At 60.6% G+C, this 14339-nt stretch carries 8 protein-coding genes; all 8 read right to left on the bottom strand.

Going from position 1 to position 14339, the window contains the following annotated elements:
* Positions 1–183 precede the first annotated feature (183 nt).
* The 8 genes from K1X75_15030 to K1X75_14995 are packed head-to-tail and all read right to left on the bottom strand — an operon-like array spanning position 184 to position 13910.
* Positions 184–969: a hypothetical protein gene (locus K1X75_15030; GenBank protein MBX7059376.1), complete on the bottom strand. Its 786-nt coding sequence runs from the start codon at positions 967–969 to the stop codon at positions 184–186.
* Positions 966–4034, bottom strand: coding sequence for an efflux RND transporter permease subunit (locus K1X75_15025; protein ID MBX7059375.1), 3069 nt, complete (start codon positions 4032–4034; stop codon positions 966–968). The genes K1X75_15030 and K1X75_15025 overlap by 4 nt, the downstream gene beginning before the upstream one ends.
* Complete coding sequence (locus K1X75_15020) at positions 4031–7177, bottom strand: efflux RND transporter permease subunit (protein MBX7059374.1); 3147 nt, start codon at positions 7175–7177, stop codon at positions 4031–4033. The genes K1X75_15025 and K1X75_15020 overlap by 4 nt, the downstream gene beginning before the upstream one ends.
* 4 nt (positions 7178–7181) lie before the next feature.
* On the bottom strand, positions 7182–8696 hold the full coding sequence (locus K1X75_15015; GenBank protein ID MBX7059373.1) for an Ig-like domain-containing protein: 1515 nt from the start codon (positions 8694–8696) through the stop codon (positions 7182–7184).
* Positions 8693–10210, bottom strand: coding sequence for an Ig-like domain-containing protein (locus K1X75_15010; protein MBX7059372.1), 1518 nt, complete (start codon positions 10208–10210; stop codon positions 8693–8695). The genes K1X75_15015 and K1X75_15010 overlap by 4 nt, the downstream gene beginning before the upstream one ends.
* The gene (locus K1X75_15005) at positions 10207–11784 is read right to left on the bottom strand and encodes an efflux RND transporter periplasmic adaptor subunit (protein MBX7059371.1); all 1578 of its coding nucleotides are present in this window, start codon (positions 11782–11784) and stop codon (positions 10207–10209) included. Before K1X75_15005 ends, K1X75_15010 begins: the two co-directional genes overlap by 4 nt.
* Positions 11781–13241, bottom strand: coding sequence for a TolC family protein (locus K1X75_15000; GenBank protein MBX7059370.1), 1461 nt, complete (start codon positions 13239–13241; stop codon positions 11781–11783). Before K1X75_15000 ends, K1X75_15005 begins: the two co-directional genes overlap by 4 nt.
* Before the next feature lie 3 nt (positions 13242–13244).
* Positions 13245–13910: a tetratricopeptide repeat protein gene (locus K1X75_14995; GenBank protein MBX7059369.1), complete on the bottom strand. Its 666-nt coding sequence runs from the start codon at positions 13908–13910 to the stop codon at positions 13245–13247.
* Positions 13911–14339 lie beyond the last annotated feature (429 nt).

The following is a 14339-nucleotide window of genomic DNA, read 5'->3' as shown; positions in this document are numbered from 1 at the left end:
GATCTCCGATTGGGATCAATTGTGCAAGATACTGAAGCCAGAGTCCAGACTTTTCCGAAAACGGCCGCTTCGATCGAGGATCGCCACAGAATGGCGCGGCTGTTGAATCGCAGCGCTGCCTGGATTGAGATCGAAAGTCGCCTCAATTGCTTGTATCGGGCGGAGTGAAAGCATCAATTTCAATCACCGTTCGTTCCAACGCGGCCCGTAGCGGTCGCGAAGCAAGGCAAGTGCGGCTTCGCGCGCCTGCGCCGCCTGTAGCTGCAAATTCTGACGGCGTTGGGCGCTGAGCATCGCCTGTACTGCTGCCGTCACAGCCTGCTGGTCGCCGCGCAGGGAAGGATCGGCGGGGCGTGCAGCGATGTAGGCAGCGGCTTCGGCGAAGCTAGCTTCACTGCGTAGATCGAGGGCATCGTTCTCCAATCGCTTGCGCAGATAAAATTCGGCGGCCGCCTTGCGCAAACTCTCCTCCATCCAGATGCGACCCTCGGCCCCGGCGAGCAATCCTTCGCGAAGCGCCGCATATGCGAGCGTATCGGTTGCATATTGTTCCCGCGCCCAGCGCTCATATCCCTGGCGATTTCCAAGAAGCACGGCGGCGCCCTGCTTGCCAAGGTGCAGCTCAGCAAGCAAGGGAAAGCGGGCGCTCAGCTCCGCTTCTTCCAGATAGTGATCGGCGACTTCGTAACGCCAGTCCGGCCGTGCGCCGCTGTGCGCTTCAAAGTAGGATTCCAGAGCGCGCTCTGCGGCGCTGCGCTGGGGACGAGCGGCAAGAACGCCCAATATCATCGACAGCGCCATGAAGCCAAATAGGAAGGCCTTGTTGCGATGCGCAAAGCGCCGAAAAGCTTCAAAGCGACTGTGCGGCAGGTCCCCCTCCCCCCAGGACTCTTCGAACTCTGCGGAAGCCGATGCGTTGTCTGTCGCATCAACATGAATCCCCGTTTCTAACCTTGCTCGCTCTTTCATTGCACTAGCTCCTCATATTTGTTGTGCTCACTATGGTTTTCAGTGACGGCCAATTGTCTGGAATAATAGAACCAGGCCGCCCACGGCGTGGCGATGCTTGCCGCCGCCATGGATGCCAGCGCCCCGCTGGCAACGGCGATCGCCAGCGGACGCCAGAGGTCCGCCTCGGCCGAATTGTCCAGCGCGGCCGGCAGCATGCCAGCCAGCGTAGTCAGCGTAGTCATAGCAATCGGGCGCATTCGGGCGAGTGTAGCTTCAACCAGAGCGCCGCGCAGGGCGGCGGCATCTTTCGGCGGATGCAGCAGTAGACGATCCTCAATTGCGCTGAGAATCAAGATCGAGCTATTAACAACGATGCCGCCAAGCATTACCAGGCCAATCAGGGCCGTTACTCCCAAACCACTGTTGCTGATCCAGAGTCCCAGAAGCGCCGCGCTGGTTGATAGCGGCGCAGTCAGAAAAACGATCAATGGACGAAGCAATGATTCGAGCAAGGCTGCCAGCAGCATGTAGATCAAGAGCAGCGCAACGGCTACGGCGAGTAGCATCTGCCGACGGGCGGCGCGCTGCCGCAGATAGTCGTCGCTCAGCTGAAAGCTGATGCCGGAGGGAACGCGCGCTCGCAGAAAGTCATTGAGTTGATCAGCGGCTTGTTCCAGATCGCCGGTGAGCAAACGCAGACCGAAGGAGAGCATGCGCCGCTTGTTCTTACGCCAGATGCGCGGCTCGCCCTCTCCTTCGCGGAATTCAAGCAACGATCGCAAAGCCAGACTGTGTTCGCCTACCGGCAGAACCATCTGCTGCAGATCCGCCGGACCGCGCAACAGATCCGGGCGAGCGCGGTAGCGAACGTCGAGCAGCCGCTGTCCATCAAAGTGTTTGTGGATAACAATTCCTGCCAGCAGCTGCCGCAAAGCGCCGCCCAGTTCGACGCTGGAAATGCCAAGCGCCGCCATTCGATCCCGGCGCGGCAACAGTTGAATTTCTACGCGGGTTTCGCGAAAATGGAAAAGCGTCTGGTCAATGCCATTGACTTGCGATGGCAGCGCTGCCGCCAGATCTTGCGCTGCACTGCGCAACGATTTGAAATCCTCGCCATATAGTTCGACATTGAGTTCGGCGCCGCGGGCTTCGCCGGCGGCGTCATAGTAAACAAATGCATCCTGGCGGCGGTCGGTCAATTCGCGCAGTGCAGCAATTGCCTGCTGCGGTTCGACATCGTCGGCCAGATCCAGATGCAGTTCGGCATGGGATTTTTCAATGCGAGCAGTGACCCGCGAGACCAGCGGATGGGAGCGCAATTGCTGTTGGACTTCCGCAGCGATGGTCTGCGTTCGCTCCAGAGAGGCGCCGGTTGGCAAATCCAGGGAGGCGTGGAGCTGGCGTCCGTCCAATGGCGAATTTGCACGCGCTGGCAATAGCCACAAGAGCGCGGGCGCAAACAGCAGCACTGCCAGCAGAATGATTCCGCAAAGCCTGGGCCGCTGCAAGCTGAGCTCAATCAACTGCTGCCAGCGCTGCAGGCCGCGCGCCAGAATGTTGCGAACGCCAATCGATAGCGGCCCTGAAAAGCGAGCGGGAGCAGGATCAGCCCGCTTGCCTCGGCGACGCTCCAGCAAAGAGACGGCGATAGCCGGTGCAACGCTCAGCGATAGCAAGAGCGAAACCAGCAGCGTGTAGCACACGGTCAGCGCCAGATCGCGGTAGAGATCGCGCGTCTCGGCGGAAGTGAAAAGCAACGGAAGAAAGACGGCGATCGTCGTAAGCGTCGAAGCAATCAACTCCGCAGCACAGGCCCGTACTGAGTCGAAAGCGGCGCTCAAGGGCGTCATCGCTTCGCCGAGACGCTTTTCAATCGCGTCGGCCAGCACGATACTGTTGTCGAGGAGCATTCCGCCGCCCAGTGCAAGACCGGCAAGACTCATGACATTCAACTCGACTCCGCTCCAGCTCATCAAAGCAAATGCCCCGGCGGCGCTGCCGGGCAATGAGACAATGACCACTGCCGAAAGTTGTGGGCGGCGTAGAAAGAACAGCACAGTCAGACAGGCGAAAACTGCGCCCAGTACCGTTGATTGTACTGCCTGCCGCAAGGCGGACTCGATCGAATCGCCCTGATCAAAGGCGATGCGCGACGGAGGGGCGCTGCCGGCCGCGACGACAGCGGCCCGACACGCTCTGCTCACTGTCAAACCGCTGGCGCTGCCAGCTTTCTGAACATACAGTGCAACACGCTCGGCGCCGTCAACGGTAGACAGCGAATCAGCATCGCGGCCAGCCTCGGCAATGCGCAAAGCCTGGCCGATGGCTACAGCGGCATCGCCGGAAGGAAGCAAGGCCGCTTCCAGATTCTGCACTGCTGCCGAACGGGCATCGAGAGTGACCGCGATATCGCGATCACCGGCGAGACGTCCTGGACCAGCATATAGGTCGTTTCCTGAAATGGAATGGAAAATCCTCTGCGCCGGCCAGCGCAACGCGCTGAGTCGCCCAGGATCGACCAGCGCGGCAACCTCTCGTTCCCGCCCGCCGCTTACAAAGACCTCGCTTACGCCCTCAATGCGCTCGAAACGCGGCTTCCAGATTCGATCCACAATCTCGCGCGTTTGATCAACGCTCAATGTCGACGACTCGAAAACAACAATGAAGATTGGCCGGTCGCCCGGATCATAGCGAACAACTGCCGGATCCTCGACATCTCCAGGCAGTTGCTCGCGCAAGAGCTGCATCCGCTCTCCCGCCTCCAGCATTTTCAAGCGAATGTCGCTGTGCTCGGAGAATATCAGGCTAACGCGCGACTCTCCCTCCTGACTGACGCTGCTTACGGTCTGGATATCGGCAATGTCGCTGAGCTGGCGTTCGACCGGAATGGTAATGATGCGCTCCATAGTCTCAGCCGGAGCGCCATAGTAGCGCGTAATGATAGTTAGACCGGGCGACGCCACCGCTGGCAGCAAAGCCGCGGGCATTCGGGCGGCGGCCGTAGAACCGAGCAACAGAAGCGCGACTAAAATCATCCAGGCGCTGATGGGTCGCCGCAGAAGCGCGGCGGCAATTGAACTCACATCGATCTCCGCTGTCGACGAAGCTCGACCATTGCGTAGAGCGCAGGAAAGGCGACGAGGGAGAGTAACGCCGACGCGGTGAGGCCGCCAATGACGGCAATCGCCATGGGCGCCTGCAATTCAGCGCCCTCGCCCAGCCCAAAGGCCATAGGCGCCAGTCCAAGAACAGTGGTCAGCGTAGTCAGGGCGATCGGTCGCGCTCGCTCTGCGATGGATTCTTGTAAAATACGAAGCAGTTTCGTCTCGTCAATGTCAGCGCCATCTGGCATCGCCGCTCGTCGTTGTTGGATGGCTTCGTATAACGCAATTGCAGCATTCACCGATAGGCCGGCCAGCATTACCATGCCGATGCCGGAGACGATATTGAGCCCTCCGCCGCTCACAAATAGCGCCAGTCCGGCGCCGGCAAAAGTAAGCGGCGCTGCCGCGCCAAGTACCAGCGGATGCAGCAAAGATTCAAATTGGCCGGCAAGCAACATATAGATCAAGGCCAGCGACAGTGCAAAGGCGCCGGCCATTTGCCACAGTGACTGCAGCGTTTCCTGATTGGCCGCGCGCAGCTGTAGCAGCGGGCGGCGATCGACCGGCAGTCTGGCCGCCAGCGTTTGCAATTCCTGTAGAGTATTCTCCGCCGCCGACTGCGCTGCAGACTCTTTTCCAGGAATTGCCGCAAGTTCCAGGCGCTCCAGCTTACGCTGATCCTCGCGCAGCGTCGTTGTATATCCCGCTCCGGTTTGCATTTGTAGCGCCAGACCAAGCGGCGCTTCGCCTTCGCCTGCCGGTGCGTAAATACGCGGCAGCAAATGAGCGCTGCTGCGGTCGGCGGCGCGCAAACGAATGCGTACCGGAATTTCGCGATCCGCCTGGCGGAGCTCCGCTCCTATTCGACCACGTAATGCCGCGCCCAGCAGTTCGGCGGCAGCGCCGGGCGTCAACCCGCGGGCGCCCAGTCGCGTGCGGTCGACTTGCAGCTGCAATTCCGGCCGGCCGATGCGGGCCGTGCTACGCAGAATTCGAAACAGTCCGAGCTTCTGCAGCCGTTGATGAGCGATCTCAATCAAACGACGAGCGTCGCCCCGATCGGCAGCGCTTGCTTCCAAATACATCAGCGAGGCGTCGCCCAGCAAATCGGCCAGCGGATCATCCTTGCTGCGCAGTTCGCGTTCGATGCGACCTGAGCCGGAAAGCAAACGCTCAATGCGCAGCAAGGCGTTCGAAGAGTCAGGATCGGCCGAGTCCAGGAATACGCGCGTCAGGCCCTCGTTGGTATGCAGAGCGCCGCGGGCGTGTTCGCTGAGATCGTCGCTTTCGGCGCCAAGCGTTGTCACGGCGCCAGTCACGCCTTCCGTAGCAAGCAGCGTCTGGTGGAAGCGTTGGTGCCATTGCAGATTCTGCTGTAGCGTGACGCCGGGCGGTAAGGCCAGTCGCACGCTGAGTTCAGCGCGCTGCGCCTGTGGAAAAAGTCTACGCTCCATCAAGAGGAAGAGCGCCGCGCCGCCAATGCTGACCAGCGCCAGCAGGATGACGGTCGCCTGCGGGCGGGCCACGGCGCGAAATACCCACGCCGAGCTGCCCCGCGCCAGTGCCGCGATCCAGCGATTGAGCACAGCTGCGATTGGTTCTAGCCGGCGCTGCATCCATTGCATGATGCGATCGCTCCGCGAATCAGGCGAGGGCTGCAAAGTAGCGAGGGCCGGAGTGAGCAAGAGGGCGCAGGCAAGGGAGGCCAGCAGCGAGATGGCGACAGTCAGGGCCAGGTCGCGAAACACAGCCGCCGCCAGCCCAGACAAGAAGACGATCGGCAAGAAGACAATCACTGAGGTCAGGGTTGACGCCAGCGACGAGGAGGCGATGCGACGAATTCCAAGCGCCGCCGCATCGGCGAGCAATAGCTCCGGACGCCTTTCACGCTCGGCGGCGATGGCCTCCAGTGCGACGATGGAATTATCCACCAGCATGCCAGCGCCGGCCGCGAGGCCGCCAAGGCTCATCAAATTCAGCGAAAGACCAAAGACGTCCATGGCCGCAAAAGCGGCAAGCATCGACGATGGAATACTGGCTGCAATGATCAACGCGGCGCGTATATCATTCAGGAAGACTAGCAACACAGCAAAAGCAATGCCGCCGCCGAGAACTGCCGACCACGCGGCCGACGACACCGCATTCTGAATGTAACGGGACTGGTCGCTGATCACGCTTAGATGGAGCTGACGTTCAAAACGCGAATTGATCGGTCCAAGGGCCTGGGCGATGGCAGCGGCGGCGTCGATGGCATTCTTGCCGGGCTCTTTGCGCAATGCCAACAAGGTCGCTGGCTGGCCTTTGTAGAGCGCGGCGCCGCGTGGCTCGCGGTAGTCATCGCGTACGCTGGCTACATCGGAAACGCGCAGCAACGGTCCATCGCCGCCGCGCACAATCACATTGGCAACTTCGGCCGCGCTGCGCAAATCGCCCAGCATGCGGACAGAAAATTCACGATCGCCAGAGCGCAGTCGTCCGGCCTGCGTCTGGAAGCTCGCCGCGGAAATAGCCTCGCTCAACTGAGCCAGGTTCAGCTGTCGGGCATGCAGTCGCGCCGAGTCCGCCTCTACCTGGATTTCGCGGCGTTCGCCCCCTTGAATGCTGATAGCGGCGACGCCGGGAATGCGTTCCAGCAGCGGTCGCACTTCCCGTTCCAGAAAATCGCGCAGCGCCCGCGGATCTATCTGGCGCGCCTCGGCAGCAAGCAGGACCAGCGGCTCTTGCGATGGATCAAATTTCAAGAGAATCGTTCGACTGGCTTCCTCCGGCAACTGCTGGCGAGCCAGATCGGCCTTCTGACGCATCTGAATCAGCGCTAGATCCGGCTGGGCGCCCCATTCCAATTGCGCCTCGACCACCGAAAGACCCTCCTCGGAGCGCGAGCGAAGCGACTGCACGCCATTGACGCTGGACAGCGCTTCCTCCATTGGCCGTGTCACCAGCGCCTCGATTTCTTCCGGCGGAGCGCCAGCGTAGAGAGTGAGCGCACTGATTCGCGGAATCTCCATGTCCGGAAAGAGATCAACTCGAAGTCGCTGAATGGAGATTGCCCCGGCCAGAGCAATGGCCAGGAAGATCATGAAGACTGCGATGCGTCGACGTACCGCCAGTTCAATCATCATGCGCCTAGTAGCTCAAGTAGAGCGAATAGTCCTGTTCCATCCATGCCCCGCTCAGGTTTTGCGCTCCATTGACGCCCCCGCGAAGCCGCAGACGATAGATTGGAATTTCGCCGGGTCCAGGCGCCGGAAAACCGCCGACAAGGCTGATAACGGCGCTTGCACCCAGAACACTGACATCGTAGATTTCCGGCGATGCTCCAGCGGGATTGAGTACCGGAGTAAGACTGAGTGCGGCCATGACTGTGGCTGGCGACATTGGCTGATTGAAATCAACCTGCAATTGCAGAGCACAATGCGCGGGCGCCGCGGCTGGAAGCGTCTCGATCCACTGGCCAATATCAACCACATTGAAGTCGACAAGGTCCGGCGAAAACCCGGCCGCCGAGGAACCAGCCGTGCAGGCCAGCGGTGCGCTGCTCTGTATCTGTCGAACGCGCAGCACCTGAGGCCGCAGGGATGCGACGCCATTGGTAACAAAGCGGTATTCTGCGGCCTGCGCCAGCGCATTGCCCTCCAGGTCGTGCGCCTGCCCATCGATACTGAGTGAATACTCGGTTTCCGGATCAAGACCGCCGCTGAATTGAATGGTCAGCGTATCGCCGGCGCCATTCCACCCAAAGACCATGGCGCGCGCCGGAGAGAGGCGGATCGAACCTTCGACCGAGGCGGCCTGCATCGCTTCGCTGAACTGCAGTGTAAGACTGTCGAGACGCTCCGCCCCGGAAAGACTTAGACCGGAGACAAGGGCCAGCGCGCCTATCGCTGCCGAGGCGATGCCCGGCTGTTGAAAGTCGGCGCCAACCGTAAACTGAATGCTGGCCTCGCGACGCAGCGTGTGGCCGCTGATGTCGCGCAGTTGTTGGTTCAACCGCAGGGTGTAAACGCCGTTAGCCAACGGGCTGTTGGGAACGAGCTCAATGGTCGCGCCGCCATCCGCACTCTGTGTACTGCGTAGAAAGTCGGGGCTAACGCTTATGCCGTCGCTGGCCGTAGCCAGATCCATGACCCGGGAGAAGCGCAGTCGTAGCACGCTGCCCGGAGGCACTGCGACGGCGCCGGCGGCCGGGCTGCTATCGATCCATTCCGGCGCTGCCAGGTCGGCGCTGGCATAGAATCGAATGATAACATCATCGGAAAGATCAACGCCGCGACTGGATTCCGCACTGCGTTGAATCAACATAGTGAACTGCTCGACTCCGCTGAGCGGCGTATCGGGCGTAAAGGTCAGTCGCGGTCCTTCCCAGCGAAAGCTGCCAGCAACGGCGCCTGAGGCGCCGCTCAAACGAAAGGAGCTTTGCGTCTTCTCCTGATCCATGCTCTGATTGAAAAGCGCCCACAGGCCGGCGGCGCCATCAAAGCCAAAGGCGCCATCGGCTGGTTCAGTAGCCACGACTGCGGGCTGGAGTTCATCGGGCGACAAACCGAGCAATAGCGACTCCACTGAGTCGTTGCTGCAGCGCAGAGCCGCCAGAACCAGCAATAGCGACAACGCTAGAAGAACGCGGCGGGCGGAGCTCATGGGTTGAACCTCAGGTAAAAGGTCCGGTCCTCGCGCAACCAGGTTCCGCTCTCCGGACCGGCGGCGGCGGAACGCAATCCGTTGCGCCCGCCGAATATTCTGAGTGTATACAAACTATCGCAAACGTCGCTCAGGTAAATGCGCAGGCGATCGGCGGGGCGGACCCCGCTGCTCTCTACGGCTATTCCAACCAGCGTGGCCCCCTGGCCCGAGGGCCCAAAGAGGCGCGCAAAGCTGAGGGCTTCGGCGACAGTCGCAGGGTTTAGCGAATGATCAAAATCCAGAGTCAGCTGCGCCTGCAGCGGAGCGGAGTCGCACCCGCCTGCATTCAAAAGCTGGATCGTATCGGGGGCCAAATTGAATGGCTCGAGCGGCGCTGGCGTCGTCTTGTTGGCACTGACAATTTGCAGATATTCAGAATTTATCGCGCCAGCGCTGTTGTTCACCTGAAATGCAAGTTGAGTCTCCAGAAGCAGGTCATTCCCGGCCAGATCTCGAGCGCTGGTCGCAGTTCGCAATCGATAGATCTGCAGCGGTTCCAGGGCCTCTTGCGGCGCAATGGTCAGTTCGCGGAAATCGGCGCTCCAGCTGCGCAACAAGGCGACGCCGGCGCCGTTTTCAACTCGGGTCAGTGTAACCGCGCTTTCGGCGCTGGCAAAATGCATGGGCTCGCTGAAGCGCAGAACAAGTGCACTGTCCTTATAGATCCCGGCAACCCCATCCAGCAGATCAACGAGGCTGCCGTTTTCGCGCACCCACTCCAGCTGCGGTCGTATCAGATCAAGACCGCTTTGAAAGGACCAACTGTAGTTCTCGCCGAGGAGCGAACCATCAGCCGCCGCGGCGGAGGATAGGATGCGCACGGAATACAGGCCGCCATTGTTCAATGCAGCAAACGGCGTGAAGCGGAAGCCTGCATCGTCGGCATCCCACTGGAAGGCGCCGGGCGCAGCAGGCGATACACTGAAGGCCTGCTCGACCGAGGTGCGATTCATTGCACGCGAGAAACGCAGCTCAATCGTTGCAGCTGGATCGACGCCCTGTGCGCCGCGGGCTGGCAGATGACTGACAACGCGCGGCGCATTTCCGCCCATCCCTACCGAAAAAAAGACAAGGTACTCCACTTCCAGAGGCGCGCCCTCTGCGGAGCGCGCTTCGCCGCCCACGCGTAAAAGATAGCTGGCGCCCGGCTGGAGATCTTCCTCCAGATCGAAGTACAGACGTCGGCCTTCCCATAGCGGCTGTCCGCGCGGCGGCGAGTCGCCGCTGATGGAGAAAGCGCTGCGCGTCGACTCGCGATCCATCTCTCGATCGAATTCTACAAATATGGCGGAGCTGGCAGCGACCGTCGGCGAGGCGCTGGAGGGCGATGAGAGTGTAATACGCGGACGCTCGCCGCCCGGCGGAGGCAGGAGGGCATCCAGGGCATCGGCAGCTTTGGCACACTGCAGCAAACAAAGCGACGCAACAAACGCAGGAAACGCTGCATCAACAATGCGCCTTCGCGTTCTCATGGCGAGCTCTCGCTGATTGGATTGGCGGCCTCATTTTCGATCCGCTCAATGCGCAGTCCATCTTCCAGAAAATCGACGGAATCAAGGGCAATGAGTTCGCCAGCCTTCAGTCCTTCGAGAATCTGCACCCGTTCGCCAAAGTCTTCGCCCAGACGAATCTCGCGCCGAAAGACCAGATTGTTTTGTATTACGTAGGCGATGGCGCGGCGGCCATCAGGGCCGTTGCGAATCTCGGTCAGCGCGCTAAGCGGCGCTGCCAGGGCATTCTCAATGCTGCGTACCTCGGCTCGGCAACGGGCAAACATTCCTGGTTGCAGACGGCGATTGCCATTGTCGATTTCCAGCCGGATCTCGGCGCTGCGCGAGGCAGGGTCGATGACCGGCGCAACCAGGCGTACGTTCGCTTCAATCTCCGTTCCCTGGTAAGCATCGATGCTGCAATGAGCCTTCTGTCCCGGATGTACCAGCGGCGCCTGATCTTCTGTAGCGTGCATCAAGGCTTGCAGTCGATCCATGCGCACTACCACAAAGAGCGGTTCGCCTTCTTTGGTCTGCTCGCCCAGATCCAGTGCGCGCTCGGCGACAACACCATCGATAGGCGAGCGAATTGTTGCTTCCTGCAGCAACATCTGTACCGATTCAGTCTCCAGCTGTGCGTTCTGCACGGCGGCTTGCGCGGCGCGTAGATCCTGGCGTTCGGTCTCAGTATTGAAGCTGATGAAGGCCTCGCGCTTCTCTTGCGATTCCTCGGGAATGGTCCAGCTGGCCTGGCGCAAATCTTGATCGCGATAGCCGACGATGCGCATCTCATATGTCTTGCGCGTCTGGTAGTAGCGGCTCATGGCTGCCAGGTACTGCGTGTATGCGCCCTTGACCTCTTCGCGGGATGCGCCGCCCAGTGCAAAAATCTGCTGACGTTGTTGTAGCTGTCGCCGCGCATTCAGAAAGGAAGCGCGGGCATCGACGATTTCAGCCTGGCTGCGTTCCAGGTCGCGAATTTGACGATCTGCTTCGCGTCGCGAGGCGCCATAGCGGGCCCGCGAGACGCCGGCCTGGGCCAGCGCCGAATTCAACCGTGCGCGGGCCTGGCGCAGCTGCAGTTCCAGCTCAAAGGTTTCCAGCTGAGCGAGCGCTTCGCCGCGGCGGACAGATTGTCCCTGCTCGGCATGCAGGCGGGCAATACGACCGGAAATGCGCGCAGAAACGGCAGCCTTTTCCAGATATGTTATGCTGGCCGGCGAATCAACCGTCTGCACCAGTGTTTCACTGTTTAACTTCAATGTATGGACGCGCGGAACAAGCGGCCCCTGTTCCTGACTGGCCAGTTGCGTCTGCCAGATTCGAAAGGCGATGATCGCCAGCAGCGCAATGGCGAGAGCGCCTGCCGGCAAAGGGTAGCGGCGTATCCAGGTCCACACCTTCCGGTAGTGCGTGGATAGTTCAGCCTTGAAAAATCCGAGCGCTTGACTGAGAGCAGCGCGAACGTTCGGATCCTCGCCGAAGGTCGCAGCTGTTTGGCGAACTCTGGCGGCGCGCTCCCGGACCGCCTGGACTACTTTGGACCAACGCTTCATGGTCGAACCTGACTGGCGTCGTCGTTGGCCGATGCCGGCGCCGGAGCGCTCAAAGGGCTGACTGCGTTCTGGCGCATACGGATCTCGACCATGCCCAGCGAATCCAGCGGCAAGCCGAGGGCGCTTTCCATCTGGTTGGCGGCCAGCGCCAGATCCACGCGTTGTTTGACCAGATCGTGTTGCGCCTGAATGAAACGAAGTTCCTGCTCGAGGTATTCCTGCAGCGCCAGCTCGCCATTTTCGTATTTCAAGCGGTCAACCTGAAAACGTCCGGCCTGAACCTGCAGGCTGTTTGCGGCCAGTTCCGACTCACGCACGCGCAGTAAGAAATCGCGGCGCAAACTCTCAATTTGCTGTCGTACCTCATCCATGAGGTCGCGTTGTCGTTCGCGCGCCCGATAGAGATTCATTTCACTGCGCAATTCCGATTCGCGCCAGCTGGCATTGTCATAGATGTTCAGCGTGGCGCTGGAGGAATAGCCGCGCGAGGTTTCGCCACGGGATCGATCTTCCTGCGCGTCGGTAACCAGCGTGTTTCCAAACGCGCGGAAGGTGAAGCTAAGGCCAACGCCCCACTCTGTGGTGCGCGGCGGCCACTCTTCGCCTGTGCGTCCGAGGTTGCCGGTGAGCGCAACGGTGGGCAGCCAGTCATACTGCTGAATCCGATGCTCGCGCGCGGCGCGAAGAGCGTCGATCCGAGCCTGGCGTACGTCCGAGCGACGTTCGAGAGCAAGCTCGACAAGATCTTCATTGGCCGGCGGCGGCGAGGGGAAGCGCAGCTCGAGGTCCTCGAGACGCAAGAGACTTAGAGAATCGTCGTCTGGCAGGCGCAGCAGACGGCGAAAGGAACTCAAGCCATCGGCCGCCGACTGATCCTGTCGCTCCAGATCCAGCGCCCTTCGCTCGAATTCGCTGGCCAGCTGTCGCTCATCAAGAGCCGCAATCGCGCCCTGCTGCAATTCCAATTCTGCTCGCTGTAAGGCGCGATGCGCGCTCTCCAGCGAGCCGCGTGCAATCAGCACTCCCTCCTGATCCTGGAGAATACGCAGATAACTTTCACGCACTTTGAGGCGCAACTGCACCTGCGCCTCAGCGTATCGCTCCTGTGCCATGCGCGCGTCAAGTTGCGCAATCTCCAGGGCCAGCACGCTGCGGCCGCCATCGAAGATAGGCTGCGATACGCTGAGTTGAACGGAATGGGCGCCGTTGTCGAAATTGCGCTGTGCGACGGTACGGTTACGACGATAGGAGAGCGAGACCTGCGGCAAAAAATCGCGCCAGCGTGCGCGTTCGGCCTCGTGCGCCAGAACGCGCTCACCGCGCAGCAAGCGTAACTCGACGCTATTCTGTTCAGCAAGCTCCTCGGCCTGGGCGATGCTCATCGGCGGCGCCGATTGTGCAAGCGCCGGGGATGCCAGCTGCACCACAAGAATCAACGAAAAGGCCAATCGCTTCACGAATCAACCGCCTTCGTCGGACGCAGCGGCGACATCACGCGCGTTAATATTCAGGGCGCGGACCATCCGGTAATGCTCGCTGCTGCGCTCGGGCATGTTCATGCGCTCGAAGAGTCGACCCATGTGCAGGTGGATGCGCGAAAGCTGATAGTCGGCGCCGAGCGCCGATTGGTAGGCGGCAAGAGCTGGACGCAGCTCGTTCTGCGACTCCAGGCACCTTCCTAAATAGTAGTGAGCTACGTAATTTTCGGGATCGCGCTGCAAGATGCGTCTGAAAATGGCGGCCGCCTCGCTTTGCCGGGCATCCTGAGCGGCCAATGTCTTGCCCAGCCACATCAGGGCGTAGGGGTTGTCAGCGTCGCGATTGAGGAAAGTCTGTAGGGCTTTCTCAGCCTGATCGAACTGTCTGGTGTAGAAGCGACAGCGCGCCAGAAGTACTGCCGCTTCTACTGAGTCTGGCCGTTCCTTGTAGAGCGCCTCCAGCAGGGCCGCCGCCTGATCAAATTTTTGGTTGCGGTAGAAAGTTTGGGCCTCGTTGAAGCTGCGCCACTGCTCTTCGTTGAATGCTTCCGGAGCGCTGGAAGAGCACTGCAGCGACCCGGCTGCCAGCGCCCATGCGACCATAATCAAAGCAGGCGCCGCATTGCTACGCCGTTGCCAACAATTCACGCCTTGCTCCTTTCGCACGCTGTTCAGCGTCCGATTGGCTTAACGATGCGCAACGGGGCCCTTTTGTGAATTTTTCAGCAAACGATAATGGCGGCGTCAGCTGCGAATACGTTGGGTCAGGCGATGAAATTCTTTCGTTTTAGATCCGTCGCTGCAAGGCCGTCGAGAGCAAAGAATCGCAGCCAGTGCAACGCGGCATCGCCGCGCAACTGGCAGCGCTCCTTCGCCAGCGCCTTGCTCGGCGTCAGGGAGATGAATGGTTCCTTGCTGACAGCGTCTAAGCGTGCCGGCGTAACATTACGCAGCAGGGCGAGCAGGGGGGTAAGCGCCTCGTAACTCGGACCTGGAAGTTATCAGTCATGCGGCGCACCTTGTCACAGCTGTACGATGTCGTGCCGGCCGCAGGTTCAATTAGTGAGGATTCAGAAA

This window comes from Leptospirales bacterium, from assembly GCA_019694655.1.
In the GTDB taxonomy this organism is placed as follows: domain Bacteria; phylum Spirochaetota; class Leptospiria; order Leptospirales; family Leptonemataceae; genus SSF53.
Note: the sequence above shows the minus strand (reverse complement) of the source record. Positions and strands in the feature narration are given on the sequence as shown.

Excerpts from the sequence above, each read along its gene's own strand:
- K1X75_15030 (MBX7059376.1), bottom strand. The coding sequence starts at position 969 with ATGAAAGAGCGAGCAAGGTTAGAAACGGGGATTCATGTTGATGCGACA.
- K1X75_15020 (MBX7059374.1), bottom strand. The coding sequence starts at position 7,177 with ATGATGATTGAACTGGCGGTACGTCGACGCATCGCAGTCTTCATGATC.
- K1X75_15015 (MBX7059373.1), bottom strand. The coding sequence starts at position 8,696 with ATGAGCTCCGCCCGCCGCGTTCTTCTAGCGTTGTCGCTATTGCTGGTT.
- K1X75_15010 (MBX7059372.1), bottom strand. The coding sequence starts at position 10,210 with ATGAGAACGCGAAGGCGCATTGTTGATGCAGCGTTTCCTGCGTTTGTT.
- K1X75_15005 (MBX7059371.1), bottom strand. The coding sequence starts at position 11,784 with ATGAAGCGTTGGTCCAAAGTAGTCCAGGCGGTCCGGGAGCGCGCCGCC.